Annotated in this window: 17 protein-coding genes; 6 read left to right on the top strand and 11 right to left on the bottom strand. The window is 68.9% G+C overall.

Annotated features, from left to right (window positions below):
• Positions 1-14: 14 nt before the first annotated feature.
• From urtB to E2C06_RS00195, 3 genes are all read right to left on the bottom strand, one after another.
• Complete coding sequence (urtB, locus tag E2C06_RS00205) at positions 15-1,583, bottom strand: urea ABC transporter permease subunit UrtB (protein WP_133286562.1); 1,569 nt, start codon at positions 1,581-1,583, stop codon at positions 15-17.
• Positions 1,584-1,638: 55 nt separating this feature from the next.
• Positions 1,639-2,886 carry an urea ABC transporter substrate-binding protein gene (gene urtA, locus E2C06_RS00200; protein WP_133286561.1) on the bottom strand — a complete coding sequence of 416 codons (1,248 nt, stop codon included), beginning with the start codon at positions 2,884-2,886 and terminating at the stop codon, positions 1,639-1,641.
• Between the two features lie 259 nt (positions 2,887-3,145).
• Complete coding sequence (locus tag E2C06_RS00195) at positions 3,146-3,574, bottom strand: hypothetical protein (protein WP_133286560.1); 429 nt, start codon at positions 3,572-3,574, stop codon at positions 3,146-3,148.
• 51 nt (positions 3,575-3,625) lie between these two features.
• On the opposite strand from E2C06_RS00195, the gene E2C06_RS00190 reads away from it, so the two are divergent.
• The gene (locus E2C06_RS00190; RefSeq protein WP_133286559.1) at positions 3,626-5,152 is read left to right on the top strand and encodes an ABC transporter substrate-binding protein; all 1,527 of its coding nucleotides are present in this window, start codon (positions 3,626-3,628) and stop codon (positions 5,150-5,152) included.
• Positions 5,153-5,156: 4 nt separating this feature from the next.
• Complete coding sequence (locus E2C06_RS00185; protein ID WP_133286558.1) at positions 5,157-5,801, top strand: MBL fold metallo-hydrolase; 645 nt, start codon at positions 5,157-5,159, stop codon at positions 5,799-5,801.
• Between the two features lie 146 nt (positions 5,802-5,947).
• Here the strand turns inward: E2C06_RS00185 and E2C06_RS00180 are convergent, their stop codons facing one another.
• The 6 genes from E2C06_RS00180 to E2C06_RS00155 are packed head-to-tail and all read right to left on the bottom strand — an operon-like array spanning position 5,948 to position 11,938.
• Positions 5,948-6,901 (bottom strand): ABC transporter ATP-binding protein, encoded by a 954-nt coding sequence (locus E2C06_RS00180; protein ID WP_133286557.1) that lies wholly within the window; start codon positions 6,899-6,901, stop codon positions 5,948-5,950.
• Positions 6,898-7,881: an ABC transporter ATP-binding protein gene (locus tag E2C06_RS00175; RefSeq protein WP_133286556.1), complete on the bottom strand. Its 984-nt coding sequence runs from the start codon at positions 7,879-7,881 to the stop codon at positions 6,898-6,900. Before E2C06_RS00175 ends, E2C06_RS00180 begins: the two co-directional genes overlap by 4 nt.
• Positions 7,878-8,747: an ABC transporter permease gene (locus tag E2C06_RS00170; RefSeq protein WP_338324192.1), complete on the bottom strand. Its 870-nt coding sequence runs from the start codon at positions 8,745-8,747 to the stop codon at positions 7,878-7,880. The genes E2C06_RS00175 and E2C06_RS00170 overlap by 4 nt, the downstream gene beginning before the upstream one ends.
• Positions 8,744-9,661, bottom strand: a complete 918-nt coding sequence (locus E2C06_RS00165) for an ABC transporter permease (RefSeq protein ID WP_133286555.1) — start codon at positions 9,659-9,661, stop codon at positions 8,744-8,746. The genes E2C06_RS00170 and E2C06_RS00165 overlap by 4 nt, the downstream gene beginning before the upstream one ends.
• 44 nt (positions 9,662-9,705) lie before the next feature.
• Positions 9,706-11,310 carry a gamma-glutamyltransferase gene (gene ggt / locus E2C06_RS00160; RefSeq protein ID WP_133286554.1) on the bottom strand — a complete coding sequence of 535 codons (1,605 nt, stop codon included), beginning with the start codon at positions 11,308-11,310 and terminating at the stop codon, positions 9,706-9,708.
• A gap of 58 nt (positions 11,311-11,368) precedes the next feature.
• Positions 11,369-11,938 (bottom strand): type 1 glutamine amidotransferase domain-containing protein, encoded by a 570-nt coding sequence (locus E2C06_RS00155; RefSeq protein WP_133286553.1) that lies wholly within the window; start codon positions 11,936-11,938, stop codon positions 11,369-11,371.
• A gap of 403 nt (positions 11,939-12,341) precedes the next feature.
• Between E2C06_RS00155 and E2C06_RS00150 the strand changes: the two genes are divergently transcribed.
• The 4 genes from E2C06_RS00150 to E2C06_RS00135 are packed head-to-tail and all read left to right on the top strand — an operon-like array spanning position 12,342 to position 16,380.
• Positions 12,342-13,301 (top strand): Bug family tripartite tricarboxylate transporter substrate binding protein, encoded by a 960-nt coding sequence (locus E2C06_RS00150; RefSeq protein ID WP_241671070.1) that lies wholly within the window; start codon positions 12,342-12,344, stop codon positions 13,299-13,301.
• A gap of 11 nt (positions 13,302-13,312) precedes the next feature.
• Positions 13,313-14,272 (top strand): Bug family tripartite tricarboxylate transporter substrate binding protein, encoded by a 960-nt coding sequence (locus E2C06_RS00145; RefSeq protein ID WP_133286551.1) that lies wholly within the window; start codon positions 13,313-13,315, stop codon positions 14,270-14,272.
• Positions 14,269-15,231, top strand: a complete 963-nt coding sequence (locus E2C06_RS00140) for a Bug family tripartite tricarboxylate transporter substrate binding protein (protein WP_133286550.1) — start codon at positions 14,269-14,271, stop codon at positions 15,229-15,231. The genes E2C06_RS00145 and E2C06_RS00140 overlap by 4 nt, the downstream gene beginning before the upstream one ends.
• Before the next feature lie 15 nt (positions 15,232-15,246).
• Positions 15,247-16,380, top strand: a complete 1,134-nt coding sequence (locus E2C06_RS00135) for a zinc-dependent alcohol dehydrogenase family protein (RefSeq protein ID WP_133286549.1) — start codon at positions 15,247-15,249, stop codon at positions 16,378-16,380.
• A 35-nt stretch (positions 16,381-16,415) separates the two neighbouring features.
• Here the strand turns inward: E2C06_RS00135 and E2C06_RS00130 are convergent, their stop codons facing one another.
• Positions 16,416-17,834, bottom strand: coding sequence for a homospermidine synthase (locus E2C06_RS00130; protein WP_133286548.1), 1,419 nt, complete (start codon positions 17,832-17,834; stop codon positions 16,416-16,418).
• An 84-nt stretch (positions 17,835-17,918) separates the two neighbouring features.
• Positions 17,919-19,154, bottom strand: a complete 1,236-nt coding sequence (locus E2C06_RS00125; RefSeq protein WP_133286547.1) for a type III PLP-dependent enzyme domain-containing protein — start codon at positions 19,152-19,154, stop codon at positions 17,919-17,921.
• Positions 19,155-19,237 lie beyond the last annotated feature (83 nt).

The raw sequence follows: 19,237 nt of genomic DNA, 5'->3' as shown, positions 1-19,237 counted from the left end.
GGCGATAGTGGCGCTCACGATTCGGCGGCCCTTCCCTTCAGCGCAAAAATGCCCTTCGGCCGGCGCTGGATGAACAGCATGATGGCGACCAGTACGAAGACCTTGGCCAGGACCGCACCGGCCCAGGGCTCGAGCATCTTATTGACGACGCCGAGGGTCAGCGCCCCGACCAGCGTACCGGCGAGCGAGCCGACGCCTCCAAACACCACCACCATGAAGCTGTCGATGATGTAGCCGGTACCGAGGTTGGGCGAGACGTTGTCGATCTGGCTGAGCGCGACGCCGGCGAGGCCAGCGAGGCCCGAGCCGAAGGCAAAAGTCATGGCGTCCACCCGCCCGGTGCGGATGCCCATGGTCGCGGCGATCCGGCGGTTCTGCACCACCGCCCGCATTTCGAGCCCGAAGCGGGTGAGCCGGATCGCGGCGAAGACCATGGCCAGAACGGCAAGACCGAAGAAGATGATCCAGAGGCGGTTCTGCGTGACCGCGACGCCGCCCGGCAGGGTCAGCGTGCCCTGCATCCAGGACGGCGAGAGGACTTCCCGGTTCTGCGCCCCGAAGGCGACGCGGACGGCCTGCTGCAGGATCATGCCGACGCCGAAGGTCATCAGCAGCGTCTCGAGCGGCCGGCCGTAGAGGTGGCGGATCAAGCCTCGCTCCAGCAGCGCGCCGGCGGCAGCCGTGACGAGGAAGGCGGCGGGCACCGCCAGCGGCAGGGCCCAGGGCACCAGCCAGGAGGTGCCACGGCAGAGCTCCTGCACCACGAAGGTGGCATAGGCGCCGAGCATGACGAACTCGCCGTGCGCCATGTTGATCACACCCATGACGCCGAAGGTCACGGCGAGGCCGAGTGCCGCCAGCAGCAGCACCGAGCCGAGCGAGAGGCCCTGGAACAGCGTCTCCGCCATGCGGCGGATCTGCAGCTGCTTTTCGATGGTGGCGATCGAGACGTCGATAGCGGCGGCAAGGCTCGGGTTGGCGGTACGGGCCTCGATCAGCAGGGCGCGGGCCTCGACCGAGCCGGCGGCGCCGAGGCGCGCGATGGCGTCGCGCTTCGCCGCCTCGTCCGGCGCGACAAGCTGCGCGGCGGCAAGCGCCAGCTCCATCTTCGCCCGCACCGCGGGGATCTGCTCGCGCGCGATGGCGGCCTGCAGCAGCGGCACGTCCTCGGCGCTGCGACCGCGGAAGATGGCCTCGGCCGCGGCGCCGCGCTGCGCCGGATCGGGCGAGACGAGCTGCAGCCGGCCGAGCGCGCCGCGCAACGCCTGGCGGACGCGGTTGTTGAGGCGCACGGCTTCGGCGCCTGCCACGTCGGCGGGCTGGCCGGTGACGGCATCGGCGGTGCCGGCGCCTTCGGGCAGCAGCAGGCGGCCATCGGGCGTCTTCTGCAGCTTGCCCTCCTGCAGCGCCCGGAGGAGAGGCAAGGCGCGCGGGTCACCCAAGGCGCCGAGGCGGTCGACCGAGGCGGCGATGTCGCTGAAGCCGCCGGCGAGGCCGGGCAGGGCAGCGATGAAGGCGTCCTGCGCGCGGGCCGGCAGGGCCAGCAGCAGCAGGAGGGCAATGCGGAGAATGAGAGCGGTCATGGTGCCCTTCGCAGGATGGCGGCGCCGGTGAACCCGGCGCCGCCCCCATCGCGGGTTACTTCTTCGCGCGGTTCGCGTTCTCGGGGATGAAGGGCGACCAGTTCTCCGCCTTCACGACGCCCGCGGTCTTCCACACCGTGTTGATCTGGCCGTCGGCCTGGATTTCGCCGATGAGCACCGGCTTCGACAGGTGATGGTTCGGCAGCATCTCCTCCTCGAAGCCGCAGGGTGCCATCAGCTTCTGGCCGATCAGCGCCGGCGTCACCGCGGCGACCGCGGTGGTCTTCGCCTTCTCGACCGCCTGCATCCACATCCGGAAGCCGGTATAGATGGCTTCCATCGGATCATTGGTGACGCGCTTCGGGTTCTTTATGTATGCCTGCCACATCGCCTTGAACTCTTCGTTCGGCTTGCCGGGGGTCGACATGAAGTAGTTCCAGGCAGCCAAGTGGCCTACCAGCGGCTTGGTGTCGATGCCGGCCAGCTCCTCCTCGCCGACGCTGAAGGCGACGCAGGGGATGTCCTCGGCCTTGATGCCCTGGTTGCCGAGCTCGCGGTAGAAGGGAACGTTGGCGTCGCCGTTGATGGTGGAGACGATCGCGGTCTTCTTGCCCTCGGCGGCGAAGCGCTTCACCCGGGCGACGATGCCCTGCCAGTCGCTGTGACCGAAGGGGGTGTATTCCTCCATGATGTCGGCATTGCCGATGCCTTTGGAGTTGAGGAAGCCGCGCAGGATGCGGTTGGTTGTGCGCGGATAGACGTAGTCGGTGCCGAGCAGGACGATGCGCTTGGCCTCGCCGCCATCCTTCGACATCAGGTACTCGACCGCCGGGATCGCCTGCTGGTTCGGCGCGGCGCCGGTGTAGAAGATGTTGGGACTCTCCTCCTCGCCCTCGTATTGGACGGGGTAGAAGAGCAGGCCCTTCAGCTCCTCGAAGACCGGCAGGACCGACTTGCGGGACACCGAGGTCCAGCACCCGAAGGTCACGTCGACCTTGTGGACCTGCAGCAGTTCGCGCGCCTTCTCGGCGAACAACGGCCAATTCGAAGCGGGATCGACGACCACGGCTTCCAGCTTGCGGCCGAGCAGGCCGCCCTTGCTGTTGGCATACTCGACCATCATCAGCACGGTGTCGCGCAGCGCGGTCTCGCTGATCGCCATGGTGCCGGAGAGGGAGTGCAGGACGCCGACCTTGATGGGCGCGCCCTGGCCAAAGGCCGGCTGGATCATCGGCGCGGCAAGGCTGGCACCAAGGCCGGCCAGCGTGGCGCGACGCGTGAAGTTAGGGGTCGTGGTAGGCATTCGGCTGTCGTTCCTCATCAGGCCTTGGCCTTGCGGGCCCTGGCGGCACGCGCCTGACCACCCCCCTTGGGTGCGCGGGCGCCGCTGACGGCTAGCGAGAGTCGTGCCACCGGCGGGGCGGCATGCTGGATGCTGCGGGAACACGGATTGCTCAAATTGGAGGCAATAAACCGCTGCCGTATTGACCGTCTGCAATATGCCGGGGCAGCTCTGGCCGTGTTTCAGCGTGTGGGGCGCTTCGCCAGCCAAAGGCGGGGAACTAAGGGTAACCAGCGCCATCGCGACCAAGGACGCTGCCGCCCAGCGCTTTGCCCAGCAGAAGCGCCCCGGCCAGGACGCCGCAGACCGGCGTCAGCACGCCGATGGCGCCGGGCGTGAGGTGGCGCGGCGCGAAGCCAGCCAAAACCAGATCAGATGACCCATCCCGCCGACGCCTGCGGCCTGACACGGGAAGGTGTCGAGGGGCAGCGGCGAGGAGTGGATTGCTCAGGTTGCGCCGCAACGCGGGGAGGCGACGAGCATCGGCGGCGCCGAGACCACCGGCTGGCATTGCGGCACCAGGGCCGGCGGCGCGCACCGCGGGGGCCTGGACCAGCACGGTCGTCGCCACCCGGAGCACGTCGCCGACGAGTCCGCGCAGGTCGCCGATCAGCTGATCCGACCCAGCCGAAGCGCCCGGCTTGCCCACCGCCTGCCGCGCCCCTACCGTCCCCGCCCGTCAGCCGGGGGGGACAGGGCGATGCTGCGACGGGATATGCTGTTGGCGGGTGTCGGCGTGGTGGCAGGGCTTGGGCTCGCCGGCCAGGCACTTGCGCAGAAGGCTGCCGAAACGCTGCGCATCGTCATGCGCGACGCGCTGCCGAATATCGACCCCTACTACAACAATCTCCGCACCGGCCTGGTTATGGCGCACCAGGGCTGGGACATGCTGATCTACCGCGACCCCGACAGCTTCGAGCTGAAGCCGTTGCTGGCGACCGCTTGGCGCTTCCCGAAGCCGACCGTGCTCGAGCTCGACATCCGCCAGGGTGTCAAGTTCCACGACGGCAGCGATCTGACGGCAGAGGACGTGGTCTATACCATCAACACGGTCTCCAGCCCGGATGCGCGGGTCTCCACGCCCAGCAACTATGCGTGGATCGAGAAGGCCGAGGCGACCGGGCCCTTCGCGGTGCGCGTGACGCTGAAGCGTCCGACGCCTGCGGCGCTGGAGTACCTGGCGCTGGTCACGCCGATCTACCCGAAGGCCTATCGGGAGAGGGTGGGGCCGGAAGGCTATGTCCGCGCCCCGGTCGGTGCCGGCCCTTACCGCATCACCCGCTTCGATCCCGGCGCCGCGGTCGAGTTCGAGCGCTTCGAGGGATACTGGCAGGGAAGCCCAAAGGGAAAGGCTGCGATCCGCAAGCTCTCGGTCCGCTTCGTCCCCGATGCAACGACCGAGATGACGGAACTGCTGAGCGGCCGCGCCGACTGGATCTGGAACCTGAACCCCGACCAGTTCGACCAGGTGAACAGGCTGCCGATGGTGCAGGCGGTTCGCCAGGAATCGATGCGGGTCGGCTATCTCTCGATCGATGCGGCTGGCCGCAGCGGGCCGGACAATCCACTGACGAAGCTGAAGGTGAGGCAGGCGATCTGGCACGCGGTCGACCGGAAATCCATTGCCGACAAGCTGGTGACGGGTGGGTCCCGCGTGCCGCCTGCGCCCTGCTATTCCAGCCAGTTCGGCTGCGACACAGCTGCCGCAGTGACCTACGACTATGACCCGGGAAAGGCAAAGGTGCTGCTGGCCGAGGCCGGTTTCCCCAATGGCTTCGAGACCGAACTGGTCAGCTATGTCCTGCCGCAATGGGGCTCGGCGGTGCAGAATTATCTGCAGGCGGTCGGGATCAAGGCACGACTGACCCAGATGCAGGTGGCGGCGGCGATCCAGCGCAGTTGGCAGGGCAATACGCCGCTTTTCCTCGGCAGTTGGGGCAGCTACTCCATCAACGACGTCTCGGCGATCATGCCGGTCTTCTTCGGCGGCGGAAACGACGACTATGTCCGCGATACGGAGATGCAGAAGCTGATGCTGGAAGGTGGCAGCAGCATGGACACGGAGGCGCGCAAGACGGCCTACAGCGCCGCCATCAGGCGGGCGACGGAAAACGCCTTCTGGCTGCCGCTGCACACCTATGTCACGACCTACGGCTTCTCCCGCCAGCTCAACTTCAAACCCTTCGCGGATGAGCTGCCGCGCTTCTACCTGGCGAGCTGGAAATAGGACAATGGGACTGAAGGCAGCAATCGTCCCCGTCACACCCTTCCAGCAGAACTGCTCGCTGTGGTGGGACGAAGCGACAAGCGAGGGTGTGGTTGTCGATCCCGGCGGCGACGTGGAGCAGATCCTGCACGCGATCGGCAAGCTGAAGCTCAAGGTCGGCAGCATCCTGCTGACTCATGGCCACCTGGATCATGCCGGCGGCGCGGCGGCGCTGCAGCAATCACTGCCGGGCCCGCCGCCGATCATTGGGCCGGACGAGCGCGACCGGTTTCTGCTGGAAGGAATCGAGAAGCAGGGCGCGGAGTACGGCTTCGAATGCCGTAACGTGACGCCGGATCGCTGGTTGACCGAGGGAGAGACGGTCTCGATCGGCGGCGAAGAATTCGCCGTGCTGCACTGCCCGGGTCATACGCCGGGGCACCTGGTCTTCGTCAGCGAGGCATTGCGCATCGCCATCGTCGGCGATGTGCTGTTCCAGGGCTCGGTCGGGCGAACCGATTTCCACTACGGCGACGCCGAGGCGCTGATCCGCTCGATCCACGACAAGCTGCTGCCGCTGGGCGACGACATCGCCTTTCTCTGCGGCCATGGCCCAGGCTCGAGCTTCGGCCAGGAGCGGCAGACCAATCCGTTTCTCAGGGGCGGTTAGGGCGGTCGCGCTTGCGGCGGAAGACGCTGGCGTATTCCAGCCGGTCGAGCACGACCAGCACGACGACTAAAAGGAGCAGCGCAAGCAGGATCCACATCGGCGACATCCCCGGTGATCCGGCCTGAAAGCGCCGGGCACGTCCGGGTTCACGGAGTGCCGGCACCCTCCAGCAGCAGGCATTCGGCGCCGGCGACGGCGAGCGGCGTCTGCGTCGCGCAGCGCGGCTGCGCCACCGGGCAGCGCGGGTGAAAGCGGCAGCCCGGCGGGATATTGGCGGGATCGGGTAGCACGTCGCCGAGGCCGACATCCGGCACGCCGAGCCCTGGCTCCGGCGTCAGGACGCTGGCGAGCAGCGCCTTTGTATAGGGGTGCTTCGGGGCGCGGAACAGCGTCCCGGCCACGTTGCGCTCGACGATGCGGCCGAGATACATGACCGCCACGTCACTCGCCACATGTTCCACCACCGCGAGGTTGTGGCTGATGAAGAGATAGGTGAGGTTCAGGTCCCGCCGCAGCTCCGCAAGCAGGTTCAGGATCTGCGCCTGGACCGAGACGTCGAGCGCGCTGGTCGGCTCGTCGCAGATGACGATGCGTGGCCGCAGCACCAGGGCGCGGGCGATCGCCACCCGCTGGCGCTGGCCGCCTGAAAGCTGCGCCGGGAAGCGCTCGCCCTGCTCGGCCGAGAGGCCGACGCGCGCCAGCATCTCCGCCACCCGGCCGGCGATCTGGCGGGAAGGGATGCCGCCCTGCGCCACCAGCGGCATCGCCACGATGTCGCGGATGCGCCGTCGCGGGTTGAGCGAGGCAAAGGGGTCCTGGAAGACCGGCTGGATCAGCCGCGCGCGGGCGCGGCGGTCGAGGGTCGAGAGGCGCTGGCCCTCGACCAGCACCTCGCCGGCCGAGGGCGGCAGCAGGCCCAGGATGACGCGCGCCAGCGTGGACTTGCCGCAGCCGGACTCACCGACCAGGCCGAGCACGCCGCCGGTCGGCAGGCTGAAGGAGACGTCGTCGACCGCGACGATCTGCTTGTCCTCACCGAACAGTCCGCTGCGGACCCGGAAGGTGCGGCGCAGGTTGCGAACCTCGATTGCCGGGGTCATGCGGCTTGGCCCGTGGCGGCCCAGCCAGGCGGCAGGCGGCAAAGGAACTCATGCGCGTTTCCGGCATGCTGGCGCGGTACGGTGCCGGCACACACGGGGGCGGCATGGGTGCAGCGGTCGCGGAAGCCGCAGCCGGCGAAGCTCGGCCGGATGCGCGGTACCGTTCCCGGAATGCTGCCGAGCGCATCGCCTGGCTTCACCTTGCCCGGCACCGGCACGCAATCCAGCAGGCCGCGGGTATAGGGATGCGAGGGATCGGCAAACAGCGTGGCGGTCGGCGCGCTCTCTACCACCTCGCCGGCATACATGACGCTGACCCTGTCGGCGATGCGGGCGACGATGCCGAGGTCGTGGGTGATCAGCAGGATGGCGAGGCCGAGGTCGCGCTGCAACTCGGCCAGCAGCCGCAGGATCTGCACCTGCACGGTGACGTCGAGTGCCGTGGTCGGCTCGTCGGCGATCAGCAACTCCGGATCGCACATCAGCGCCATGGCGATCATCACGCGTTGGCGAAGACCTCCCGAAAGCTGATGCGGGAACTGGCCGAGCCGCATGCCCGGCGCGGTGATGCCGACGCGGCCGAGCAGCGCCGCGGCGCGGTCCAGCGCCGCGTGGCGGCTGCCGCCGCGGTGGCGGGTGAAGACCTCGGCCATCTGCGAGCCGACCGTATAGGCCGGGTTGAGGCTGGTCATCGGTTCTTGGAAGATCATCGCCATGCGGTCGCCCCGCAGCAGCGACATCTGCTGTTCGTTCCGTGCCAGCAGGTCCTTGCCGGCGAAAGTCAGGCAATCGGCGCTGCGGCGAGCGCCGCGCGCCAGCAGGCCCATGACCGCGAGCGCTGAGACCGACTTGCCGCAGCCGCTCTCGCCGACGATGCAATGGGTCTCCCCGCGCGCGACGGTGAAGGAGGCGCCGCGGACCGCGGCGGTGTCGCCGAACTCAACGCGAAGACCTTGGATGTCGAGTAGTGCCTCGCTCATCGGGTGTCGCCCGCACCGAGCAGGTCGCGCAGCCCGTCGCCCAGCAAGTTGATTCCGAAGACCAGGATGAAGAGCGCCACGCCGGGGACGAAGATCACCCAAGGGGAGAAGAACATGTAGTCCTTTCCCTCCGCGATCATCAGCCCCCAGGAGGGCAGCGGCGGCGGTACGCCGAGTCCGAGGAAGGACAACGCCGCCTCCAGCAGGATCGCCAGCGCCATCTCAAGCGTCGCTACCACCGCCAGATGGCTGGCGATGTTGGGGAGAATCTCCTTCACCAGGATCGCCGGCGTGGAGAGGCCGGAAGCCCAGGCGGCGGCGACGTAGTCGAGGTTGCGCACCTGCATGGTGGTCGAGCGCGCGACCACGGCGAACCGGTCCCAGAGCAGCAGACCGAGTACTAGGATGACGAGCATCAGGCTCGACCCCAACAGCCCGACCACGGCCAGCGCCACCAGCACCACCGGGATGGCCAACCGGCAGGTGATGGCGAAGAGCACCGCATCGTCCACCTTGCCGCCGAAGAAGCCGCCGAGCACGCCGAGCGTGGTGCCGATGACGCCGGAGGTGACGACGGTCAGCAGGCCGATCAGCATAGAGATTCGCGCGCCGTAGATCAGCCGCGAGAGGTAGTCCCGCCCGAGCCCATCAGTGCCCAGCAGGTGGTCGGGCTCGGCGCCTTCCATCCAGAAGGGCACGGCCAGCCGGTTGTCGAGGTTCTGAACGAAGGGGTCGTGCGGGGTGATCCAGGGCGCCAGGATTGCCACCAGCAGGACGAGGCCGACGATCAGTGCGCCGGCCACCAGCCCCGTGCGGCGCATCCAATCGAAGCGCCGCCGTGCCGGCATCACCACCGTGCCGCTCACGACGCACGCAGCCTGGGATCGAGCAGCGCATTCAGCAGGTCGGCGGCCATGGTCAGGCCGATGTAGATCAGCGCCAGCACCAGCACGACGGCCTGCACCACGGGAAAATCATTCTTGCTGATACTCTCCCAGGCGAGGAAGCCGACGCCGTGCAGGGCGAAGACCGTCTCGATGACGATCGATCCGCCGAGCATGAAGCCCAGCTGCACCGCTGCGATCGAGACCACCGGGATCGCCGCGTTGCGCAGCGCATGCTTGCCGAGGATCGACAACCGGCTCAGCCCCTTGGCCCGTGCGGTGCGGATATAGTCCGACCCCAGCGCCTGGATCATCCCGCTGCGGGTCAGTCGCGTCAGCGCCGGGATGGCCGAGAAGGACAACACGATTCCCGGCATGACGTAGTGTTCCCAGGACCCGGTGCCGGAGATCGGCAGCCAGCCGAGCTGCAGGCCGAGGGTGATCATCAGGATTAGCCCGAGCCAGAAGCTCGGCATCGCCTGGCCGATCATGGCGACGAGCTGCACCAACCGGTCCACCCAGGTATTCTCCCGCACCGCCGCGAGCACGCCGAGAGGGATCGAGACCAGCAGTGCGATGCCGAGCCCAACCAGCCCGAGCGTCAGGGTGATCGGCATGCGGTCCATGATCAGGTCGGCAGTGCGTGCCTTGAAGAAGAAGCTCTCGCCGAAATCACCGACCGCGGCGCGGCCGATCCAGTCGATGAACTGCATCGCCAGTGGTCGGTCCAGCCCATAGGCGTGGCGAATGATCTCCACATCCTGCTGCGTGGCACTGGCGCCAGCGATGGAGATGGCCAGATCGCCCGAGACCCGGGTGAGCATGAAGCTCAGCACCATCACCGTCAGGGCGACGAGCAGCGCGACGGTCAGGCGACGGAGGGCGAAGCGGAGCATCGGTCACGAAGGCTAGGGGCGATGCTGCGCCGCGGCAAGCCGCGTTAATAGGCTGCGGCCCAGCCGTCGCGGCGCGGGTCGCTGCCCGCCATGCGCACGCCGTTCTCCAGCACGCGGATTGCCTCGACGCTGCAGGGTCCTTCCAGCGGCGGCACCACCCTCACCTGGTGCCCCAAGGCCTCCAGCGCCTTCGCCGCATCGGCCAGGCCGGCTTCCAGGGTCAGGACAGCGTCGCCGGCATGCGGGTAGTTGGCGGGCTGGCCGACCTGGTTACTGGTCCAGCGCGGCATCTCCAGCGCCTGCTGTGGGTCCAGGCCGAAGACGGCCATGGCCACCATGACCTGCATGTTCACCTGCACTTGGTTGTCGGCGCCCGGCGTCCCGAAGACGCCCCAGAGCTTGCCGTCCCTGAACACTATCGGCGCGTTCATGGTGTGCCGCACCCGCATCCCCGGCCGGAGCCGGTTCGGATGTCCGTCGTCCAGGTGCCAATAGGCCATGCGATTGTTCAGCAGCACGCCGGTATCGCCGGCAGTCACGCCGCTGCCGAAGGCGGAGTTGATCGACTGGATGGCGGAGACCGCATTACCTGCCGCATCGACCACGCAGAAATAAGTGGTGTCGCTTTCCGTCCCGGGCCGCACCGGCAGGTCGGCGGAGCGACGCGGGTCGATCAGCGCGGCCTGTTCCATGGCGTAGTCCGCCGAGAGCAGGCGAGCGAGTGGAATGTCGAGCCCGCGTGGATCGGCGCCCCAGCGTTCCCGGTCGAGGAAGGCTCGCTTCTTCGCTTCCACCATCAGGTGAATGAGCCCGGCACCGCCCAGATCATGCGCTTCCAACTCGAACCGGTCGAGGATCCGGAGCATCTGCAGGAAGGTGAAGCCGGTCGAATTCGGCGGGGTCTGGCGCACTTCGAAGCCACGGAAAGGTATGGCGATGGGGGCCTGGATCTCGGCGGTGCAGGCAGCGAGGTCGGCTGCCGCAACCATGCCGCCCGCCTCGGCGATGCCGGCCACTAGGCGCTCGGCAAGCCTGCCGCGGTAGAAGCCCTCGGCACCGTTTGCGCCGATCGCCTCGAGCGTCTCCGCCAGTTCGGGCTGTACCACAAGCGCACCGAGGGCAGGGGGCCCGCCATCCGCGAGGAACCGCGCCGCACTCGGGGCGCTGGCCCGCAACTTCGGCAAGCATTCGTTGGCGAAATGGCCATACGCGTGCGTCGCGGCGAAACCGTCCCGCGCCGCCTCGATCGCCGGCGCGACCAGTCGCACCCAAGGCAGGCTGCCGTGCCGCGCATGCAGCAACGCCAGCCCGGCCAGCAGCCCGGGCGTCGAGGTGCTGCGCGGGCCGGCAACGGGGATGCCGTCCCCATAGGCCTCAGGCGTCGCCGCCCGCGGCGCGGCACCGGTGGCGTTGACGCAGAATCCGCTGCGGCCGGCCAGGTGGATGTTGAAGAACCCGTCACCGCCAAGGCCGGACATGGCCGGCTCGACCACCCCTAGCAACAGAGATACAGCGATGGTTGCGTCTACTGCCGTGCCTCCAGCCCGCAACACGTCCAGCCCCGCCTGGGTGGCGACGGGATGGTTGGTGGCGACCGCGCCGCGGCGCCCCATGATCAACGACCGGTGGCTGCGCAGGGCCGGATGCATGACGGGGCTCCCTCGATGAACCCCGCCATCGCAGCACGCCCCGCGTCGCAGCGGAAGTCTACTCCGCCGCTTGCCGCCCGGCGTGGCGGCCCTCGCGGAACTCCTCGATCATCTTCTTCGAAAAAGCGGGGATGTCGTCCGGCTTGCGCGAGGTGACGAGGCCCTGGTCGGTGACGACCTCCTGGTCCACCCATTCCGCGCCCGCATTGCGCAGATCGGTCTGCAGGGAGGGCCAGGAGGTCATCCGCCGTCCTTTCACTCCGCCTGCATCGATCAGCGTCCAGGGCCCATGGCAGATCGCCGCGATCGGCTTCTTCTGCTCAACGAAATGCCGGACGAAGGCAATTGCCTTCGGCTCCAGCCGCAACTGGTCCGGGTTGATGACGCCGCCCGGCAGCACCAGCGCCGCGTAGGCTGCGGGATCCGCCTGGTCGAGGGTCTGGTCAACCGGGATCGTATCGGCTTTGTCGAAGTGGTTCCAGCTCTGCAGCGATCTGCTTTTCGGCGAGACCACATGCACCGTCGCGCCGGCCGCCTGCAGTGCCTTCACCGGTTCGGTCAGCTCCACCTGCTCGACGCCGTCCGTTGCCAGAACGGCGACCTTCATGCTGTTCAACTCGTTCGCCATGCTGTGGCTCCTCAGCTCTGCATGTCACGTTCGGCCTCGCCGACCGCCCTCATAACCTCGGCGATGCTGGAGACTTTCTATTCGTTCATGCCGTTCAGCATATCCATGACGACCCTCCCAGAACCCTTGTGCTTCGCCTGCTTGATCAGGTCCTGCTTCTAGGCCCGGAAATGAATGCTCCCCGGGGAGGGAGCATGCCGTTCGCGGGCGAGTGCCCTCCGAGACCGCGCGTCAGGGCTTTCGCCTCCGTGCCCTGCCGGCCCGCAGAACGGTCCGGTGGGGCGGTGGTTGCCCCGGCTTGACGCGCCCGGCCCGGGGTCGGATCGTCCCCGGTGCGCGGCATGCCGAAAGGGCAGCCGCGGAGGAGGAAACGATGCGGAGAGGAAGCGGTCCCTTGGCTGGAATGCCTGCGTCACGCCGTACGCTGCTGGCAACCAGCCTAGCCGCACCGCTCGCGGCCCGCGCACAGGTGGTCTGGCCGGACAAGCCAGTCCGCATGCTGATCGGCTATCCCGCCGGCGGCCCGACCGACTTTGCCGCGCGCCTGCTGCAGCCGCATCTCCAGGCGCTCTGGGGCCAGCCGCTGGTGATCGAGAACCGCCCGGGCGCCAGCGGCATCATCGCCTCCGAGGCTGCGGTGCGCAGCCCGGCAGACGGCTATACGATCCTGCTGGGCAATAGCCCGAACACCATGAACCCGGCGATCATGCCACGCATGCCCTACGAGCCATCCGAGCTGGCGCCGGTAGTGCTGATCTACATCTCGCCCACCGTGCTCTTCGTCGGCATCGATTCGCCCTGGCGCAGCGTGGCGGATCTGGTCGCCACGGCGAAGGCGCGGCCGGGGCTCGCCTACGCCGTGTCAGGCAACGGCTCGCCCGGGCAGTTCGCCGGTGAATCCTTCGCCCGCGCCGCCGGGATAGAGCTGACCGCGGTCGCCTACCGCGGCGCACCACCGGCGCTGACCGACGTGGTGGGCGGGCGTGTGCCGCTGACCTTTAGCACGCTGGCCGGCGCCATGCCGCTGCTCCGCGACGGCAAGCTGCGGGCGTTGGCGGTCGCCGGCGACAGCCGCGTCTCGGCGTTGCCGCACTTGCCCACGCTGAAGGAACTCGGCTTCGACATTCCCGATTGCGGCGTCTGGTACGGGCTGTTGGTCCCGGCTGCGACGCCGCGCGCCGTGCAGGAAAAAATTGCCGGCGACGTCATCGGGCTGCTGCACCAGCCGGAGATCCAGGCCCGCTTCGTCGAACAGGCGGCGATCCCGGTGGGCGAGGGGCCGGCCGAGTTCACCGCCCGCTACAATGCCGAGATCCCGCTCTGGATCGGCATCGCCCGGGCCGCCGGCATCAAGGCCGAGTAGAGGAGACGTCCATGCGCGTCAGCCGCCGTTCCCTCACGCTGGTGCCGCTACTGCCCGGGCTTGCCCGTGCGCAAGCGCCCTGGCCGGACAAGCCGATGCGGCTGATCGTCGGCTATACCGCAGGCGGGCCGACTGATTTCGTGGCGCGGCTGTTCCAGGACCCGCTATCGGCGATCTGGGGCCAGCCACTGGTGATCGAGAACCGGCCCGGCGCCAGTGCCGTGCTGGCAACCGAGGTCGTCGCTCGCAGCGCACCGGACGGATACACCCTGCTGCTGGCAACCAGCGTGCAGAGCAGCAATCCGGCGATCTATCCGAAGCTGCCCTATGACAGCATCGCCGACTTTACGGCGATCGCACTGCTTTATGGCTCGCCCACGGTGCTCTTTGTGCCGAAGGACTCCCCGCTGAGGACGGCGCGGGACGTGGTGGCGCTCGCGCGGAAGGAGGGGACGCTGGCATATGCGACGTCCGGCAACGGCTCCTCCGGCCACTTCGCCGGCGGCATGTTCGCGCGGAAAGCCAACATCGACCTGACCCACATCGCCTATCGCGGCGCGGCGCCCGCCCTGCAGGACCTGGTCGGCGGCCGGGTGCCGATCAGCTTCGCCACCTTGTCGGGCGCGCTGACCCTGGCGCGCGCTGGGGCGATCCGCGCCGTCGCGGTCTGCGCCCCGCGGCGGGTGGAGGTGCTGCCCGATGTCCCGACTCTCGCTGAGAGCGACCTCGACATCCCCGATACCAGCCCCTGGTTCGGCCTGGTCGGCCCGGCCGGATTGCCGCCCGCCGTGGTGCAGCGGATCGCTGGCGATGCTCGCAGCGTCCTGCGGCGTCCGGAGATCCGCGCCCGCATCATCGACCAGGGCGGCGTGGTCATGGACGAGGGACCGCCGGAATTCACGGCCCGCATCAAGCGGGAGATGGAGGAAAGCATTGAAGTCGCCAGGGCCATCGGGATCCGTGCAGAATGATCCGGACCCGACGCGCACTGCTGGCGCTGCCGGCGCTGCTGGCGGCGTGCCCCGCGCGGGCGGCCTGGCCGGAGCGTCCGGTGCGGCTCTTCGTCGGCTTCCCGCCGGGCGGACCGACCGACTTCATCGCCCGCGCCGTGGCGCCCGGGCTGCAGGCGGCCTGGGGCCAGCCGGTGGTGATCGAGAATCGCGGCGGCGCCAATGCGACCATCGCGACCGAGGTCGTGGCACGCGCGGCCCCGGACGGCCACACGCTGCTGCTGGCGGCGAACAATCATGTCATGAACCCGCCGCTCTATGCGAAGCTGCCCTACGACCCGATCGGCGACTTTGCGCCGGTGCATGCCATCGCGGTCTCGCCCAACGTCCTTTGGTGCGGCACGCAGCAGCCCTGGCGCAGCCTTGCGGAGCTGGTCGCGGCCGCAAAAGCCAGGCCCGGCGCGATCAGCTTCGCGACTACCGGTATCGGCGGCAACGGGCATTACGGCGGGGAGTTGCTGCAGCGCGCGCTCGGCATCCAGCTGACCCATGTGCCCTACAAGGGCACCGCACCCGCCATGCAGGACGTCGTCGCCGGGCTGGTGCCGGTCACGGTCGGCACACTGGTCGGCACCATCGGCGGCTTCCGCAATGGCCAGATCCGGCCGCTGGCGGTGCTCTCTCCGCAGCGGGCGCCGGAGCTGCCGGAGGTGCCGACGCTGGCCGAGCTCGGCCATCCGCTGACCGATACCGGCGTCTGGTACGGGCTGCTGACACCGGCCGGGACGCCGGCGCCGCTGGTTCGCCGCATCGCCGGCGACATGGCCGCGTTGCTGCGGACGCGGGAGGTGCAGGACCGTCTGGCAAGCCAGGCCTCCGTCGTGATGGCCCTTGGGCCGGAGGAATTTGCCAGCCGCATCAGGTCCGACCTTGGCGCCTGGGCAGAGGTCGCCCGCGAGGCAGGCATGAAGGCCGAATAGGGGGAAACGTCACCGATGCGCATGCAGGCCGCAATTATGTTCGAGCAAGGGAAGCCGCGCCCCTATGCCACCTCCAACGCCCTGGTCATCGAGGACGTGGAGCTGGAAGGCCCCGGCCCGGGCGAGGTGCTGATCGAGGTCGCTGCCGCCGGACTCTGCCACTCTGACCTCTCCGCCATCGAGGGCATCCGGCCGCGGCCACTGCCGGTGGTGATCGGGCACGAGGGCGCCGGGATCGTCCGCGAATGCGGCGAGGGCGTCACCGACTTGAAGCCGGGTGACCATGTGGTGACGGTCTTCGTGGCGTCCTGCGGTGTCTGCCGGAACTGCGTGCGCGGGCGGTCGAACATCTGCAATGCCGGCAATGCGGCGCGGGCGGCGGGCACATTGCTGTCGGGCGCCAAGCGGATCAGGCGGCTGAACGGAGAGGCGATCAACCACGGCAGCGGGTTGTCGCTCTTCGCGCAATATGCCGTCGTCGGGCGGCGTTCCGCGGTGAAGATCGACCCATCCGTGCCGCTCGAGGATGCGGCAATCTTCGGCTGCGCAGTGATGACCGGCGCCGGCGCGGTGTTGAACACGGCGAAGATGCAGGCGGGCGACACCATCGCGGTGGTGGGGCTCGGCGGCGTCGGGATGAATGCCCTGTTCGCCGCCATCGCCGGCGGCGCGGAGCGGATCATCGCCATCGATACCAGCGCGGAAAAGCTCGGCCTCGCGCGGCAATGGGGCGCGACCGACACCTTCCTGGCGACTGACAAGGATTGCGTCGAGCAGGTGAAGGCGGCCACCGATGGCGGCGTCGATACCGTCATCGAGACCGCGGGGAACATCCGCGCGATGGAGCTAGCCTATGCCATCACCGCGCGGGGCGGCAGCGTGGTCAGCGCCGGGCTGCCTGCGCAGGGGGCAAATTTCTCCTACATGCATTCGGGGCTGGTCTCGGACGAGAAGAGCATCCTCGGCAGCTACATGGGCTCCTGCATCGCCGAGCGTGACATTCCGCGCTTTCTCGGTCTCTACAAGCGCGGCAAGCTGCCGGTGGGATCGCTGAAGAGCGGCTTCCTGCCGCTGTCCGACATCAATGCCGGCTTTGACCGGCTGTCGGATGGCAGCGTGCTGCGGCAGGTGCTGCGACCGAACATGTAGCGGGGCAGGGGGCTACTCGCCCCCCTCCCGTCTGGTCACACCACGCGGATGTTCTTGAACTGCCAGGGATCGCTTTCGTCCAGATCCTCCGGGAACAGCGCCGCACGGTCCTGCAGCGGCGTCCAGTCGGAATAGACTCCAACGACCTCGCCGAGATAGGGCCGGCAGATCTCGAGGATGCGGGCATGGTCAATCTCGTCCGACTCGACCAGGCCGCGGCGCGGGTTCTCCATCGCCCAGATCACTCCGGCCAGCACCGCCACCGTCACCTGCAGGGACGTGGCGTTGTTGTGCGGCACCAGCCCGCGCGCCTGCTCGATCGTCAGACGGGAGCCATACCAGTAGGCGCCCTTCTCGTGCCCCATCAGCAGGACCCCGAGCTCATCCATGCCGCGGATGATCTCGTCGGTCATCAGCCGTTTCTCCGGCTGCATGTGCCAGTTCTTGCCGGCCAGCTCATGCACCGAAAGCACCGCATCGTCGCAGGGATGATAGGCATAGTGCGCGGTAGGCCGGTAGGTGACCGTGCCGTCCGCGTTCCGCACCGTGTAGTAGTCCGCGATCGAGATGCTCTCGTTGTGCGTGATGAGGAAGCCGTGAAAGGGGCCCTCCAGCGGCGTCCAGGTGCGGACGCGCGTGGAGGCGCCCGGCCGCAGCAGGTAGATCGCCGCGTCGCAGCCGCTCTCGTGCCGGCGGCCATCGGGCGGCAGCGCCTTCTCATGCGTGCCCCAACCCAGCTCGGCCGGCTGGCAGCCCTCGCCGACGAAGCCGTCGACCGACCAGGTGTTGACGAACTCGCCCGGCCGCTTTGGCCGGTCGGCGACCTGGGTGTCGCGCTCGGCGATGTGGATCACCTTGATCCCGAGCCGCTGGGCGAGGCGCGCCCAGGCCGCGCGATCGGAAGCGGGCGGCGGGCTCGCCACCGGCGCGCCGGTGTCGCGGGCGATGTCGAGCAGCGCCTGCTTGACGAAATGACTGACCAACCCGGGATTGGCGCCATGCGCCGTGACCGAGGTCGGGCCGCCGCGCGCGGCATCGCGCAGCGCCAGCGCGCTCTCGCGCATCGCGTAGTTGGATCGCGCCGATGGCGATAGCGACGGGTCGGTATAGCCGCCCAGCCAGGGCTCCACGACGGTGTCGAGGTAAAGCACGTCCAGTTCCCGGCACAACTGCATCAGCGCGACCGAGGAAACATCGACCGAAAGGTTGAGCAGGAAATCGCCCTTCCGCAGCAGCGGGGTGAGCAGGTCGCGGTAGTTCTCCGGCGTCGCCGCCTGGACCATGAACCGGATGCCGTATTCGGCCGCAACCGCATGCCCCCGCGCCTCGGCGGTCACGATGGTGATGCGGTCCTTCGGCACGTCGATGTGCCGGAGGATGAGAGGCAGCACGCCCTGGCCGATGCTGCCGAAGCCGAGCATCACCAAGCGGCCGGCGAAGGAAGCATGGATCATGGGTGGGTCACTCCTGGGCACGCAGGGCGTCAGTCCCGCCGGCCCTAGCCGGCGGGGGAGGCGCGGTAAATGGACAATCCGAAGTCAGGCCGCGATGGCGGCCGGGCTCTCCTCGCCCAGCATCGGGCGGTCGCGGACTTCGACCAGGCGAGCCCGGTCGAAGCCGTTGAAGGCGGTGCGCAGGCAGGCGCCATAGGCACCGAGCTGGCCGATCTCGATCCAGTCGCCCTCCCGCACCCCCGCCGGTAGCCAGAACGGCCCGGTCATCCGGTCGGCGCTGTCGCAGGTCGGACCGTAGAGCGCAAAGCCCTGCAGCGCCTCCGCCTCGCCCGATCCATCCTCCCCTGGCCGGATCAGCCGGCAGGGGAAGACGAAGCCCGGCGCGCCAGCGTCCGACAGCGCGCCATAGACGCCGTCGTTCACGTACAATTCCTGACCACGGCGCTGCTGCACCTGCACCACGACGCTGCCGCCGCCGGCCACCAGCGCCCGGCCCGGCTCGGCCCAGAGCACCGCGCCCGGCAGGGCCAGTGCCTCGAAGGCCGCCTCGATTTCGGCGAAGAAGGCGCCGAGCGGGGGCGGTGTCACGTCCGGATAGGCGACCGGGAAGCCGCCGCCGACATCCACCACTTCGATCGGCACGCCGGCGGCTTGGATGACCTCGCCGGCCAGGGCCATGGCGCGGCGCCAGGCCAGCGGGTCCAGGCACTGCGAGCCGACATGGAAGTGCAGGCCGAGCCGCGCCGCATGCGGCCGCGCGGCGCGCAGCAGCGCCGCGGCCTCGGCCGCCTCGGCGCCGAATTTGCCGGACAGGTCGTAGCGGGCGACACCCTTCGGCAGCGCCAGCCGGACGAAGATCCCGAGCCCCTCGGCCGCGCCGGCGCCGGTCTCGGCCAGGATCTTCGCCAGTTCCTCAGCGGTATCGAGAACGAAATCCTGCACGCCATGCCGGCTCCAGGCCTCGCGGATCGCGCCGCGTGCCTTCACCGGGTGCATGAAGTGGATACCTGCCTTGGGGAACATGTTGCGGACCAGCGCCACCTCGGTGGCCGAGGCGCAGTCGAAGTGCCGCACCCCGCCCTCCCAGACCGCGCGCAGCACGGCGGGTTCCGGGTTGCACTTCACCGCATAGAGCGTCTCGCCCGGGAAGCCCCGCACGAAGTTGGCGGCGGCCGCGGCGATAGCGGTTGGGCGAAGGCAATGCATCGGTTCCTCCGGCCGCGCGACGGCGACCAGCGCGTCGACGGTCGGCAGCGCGTTGGCGGCCTCGTGGTCACGGCGCAGCGGGGCGACGGCGGCGCGGGCGCGGGTCAGGTCCATCGGTGGGGTCCTCACGGCATCACGCCACGCGCGCGGGCGCGGCGGGTCGGCATGGCATGGATGAGGCGCCGGGCTTGGCCCAG

Source organism: Dankookia rubra (genome assembly GCF_004355005.1).
Taxonomy (GTDB): domain Bacteria; phylum Pseudomonadota; class Alphaproteobacteria; order Acetobacterales; family Acetobacteraceae; genus Paracraurococcus; species Paracraurococcus ruber_A.
This window is presented reverse-complemented; position numbering and strand designations above follow the sequence as displayed.

What these genes read in the sequence shown, in the direction of transcription:
- urtB (WP_133286562.1), bottom strand. Translation starts at nt 1,583, where the DNA reads ATGACCGCTCTCATTCTCCGCATTGCCCTCCTGCTGCTGCTGGCCCTG.
- urtA (WP_133286561.1), bottom strand. Translation starts at nt 2,886, where the DNA reads ATGCCTACCACGACCCCTAACTTCACGCGTCGCGCCACGCTGGCCGGC.
- E2C06_RS00190 (WP_133286559.1), top strand. Translation starts at nt 3,626, where the DNA reads ATGCTGCGACGGGATATGCTGTTGGCGGGTGTCGGCGTGGTGGCAGGG.
- E2C06_RS00185 (WP_133286558.1), top strand. Translation starts at nt 5,157, where the DNA reads ATGGGACTGAAGGCAGCAATCGTCCCCGTCACACCCTTCCAGCAGAAC.
- E2C06_RS00180 (WP_133286557.1), bottom strand. Translation starts at nt 6,901, where the DNA reads ATGACCCCGGCAATCGAGGTTCGCAACCTGCGCCGCACCTTCCGGGTC.
- E2C06_RS00175 (WP_133286556.1), bottom strand. Translation starts at nt 7,881, where the DNA reads ATGAGCGAGGCACTACTCGACATCCAAGGTCTTCGCGTTGAGTTCGGC.
- E2C06_RS00165 (WP_133286555.1), bottom strand. Translation starts at nt 9,661, where the DNA reads ATGCTCCGCTTCGCCCTCCGTCGCCTGACCGTCGCGCTGCTCGTCGCC.
- ggt (WP_133286554.1), bottom strand. Translation starts at nt 11,310, where the DNA reads ATGCATCCGGCCCTGCGCAGCCACCGGTCGTTGATCATGGGGCGCCGC.
- E2C06_RS00155 (WP_133286553.1), bottom strand. Translation starts at nt 11,938, where the DNA reads ATGGCGAACGAGTTGAACAGCATGAAGGTCGCCGTTCTGGCAACGGAC.
- E2C06_RS00150 (WP_241671070.1), top strand. Translation starts at nt 12,342, where the DNA reads ATGCCTGCGTCACGCCGTACGCTGCTGGCAACCAGCCTAGCCGCACCG.
- E2C06_RS00145 (WP_133286551.1), top strand. Translation starts at nt 13,313, where the DNA reads ATGCGCGTCAGCCGCCGTTCCCTCACGCTGGTGCCGCTACTGCCCGGG.
- E2C06_RS00140 (WP_133286550.1), top strand. Translation starts at nt 14,269, where the DNA reads ATGATCCGGACCCGACGCGCACTGCTGGCGCTGCCGGCGCTGCTGGCG.
- E2C06_RS00135 (WP_133286549.1), top strand. Translation starts at nt 15,247, where the DNA reads ATGCGCATGCAGGCCGCAATTATGTTCGAGCAAGGGAAGCCGCGCCCC.
- E2C06_RS00130 (WP_133286548.1), bottom strand. Translation starts at nt 17,834, where the DNA reads ATGATCCATGCTTCCTTCGCCGGCCGCTTGGTGATGCTCGGCTTCGGC.
- E2C06_RS00125 (WP_133286547.1), bottom strand. Translation starts at nt 19,154, where the DNA reads ATGGACCTGACCCGCGCCCGCGCCGCCGTCGCCCCGCTGCGCCGTGAC.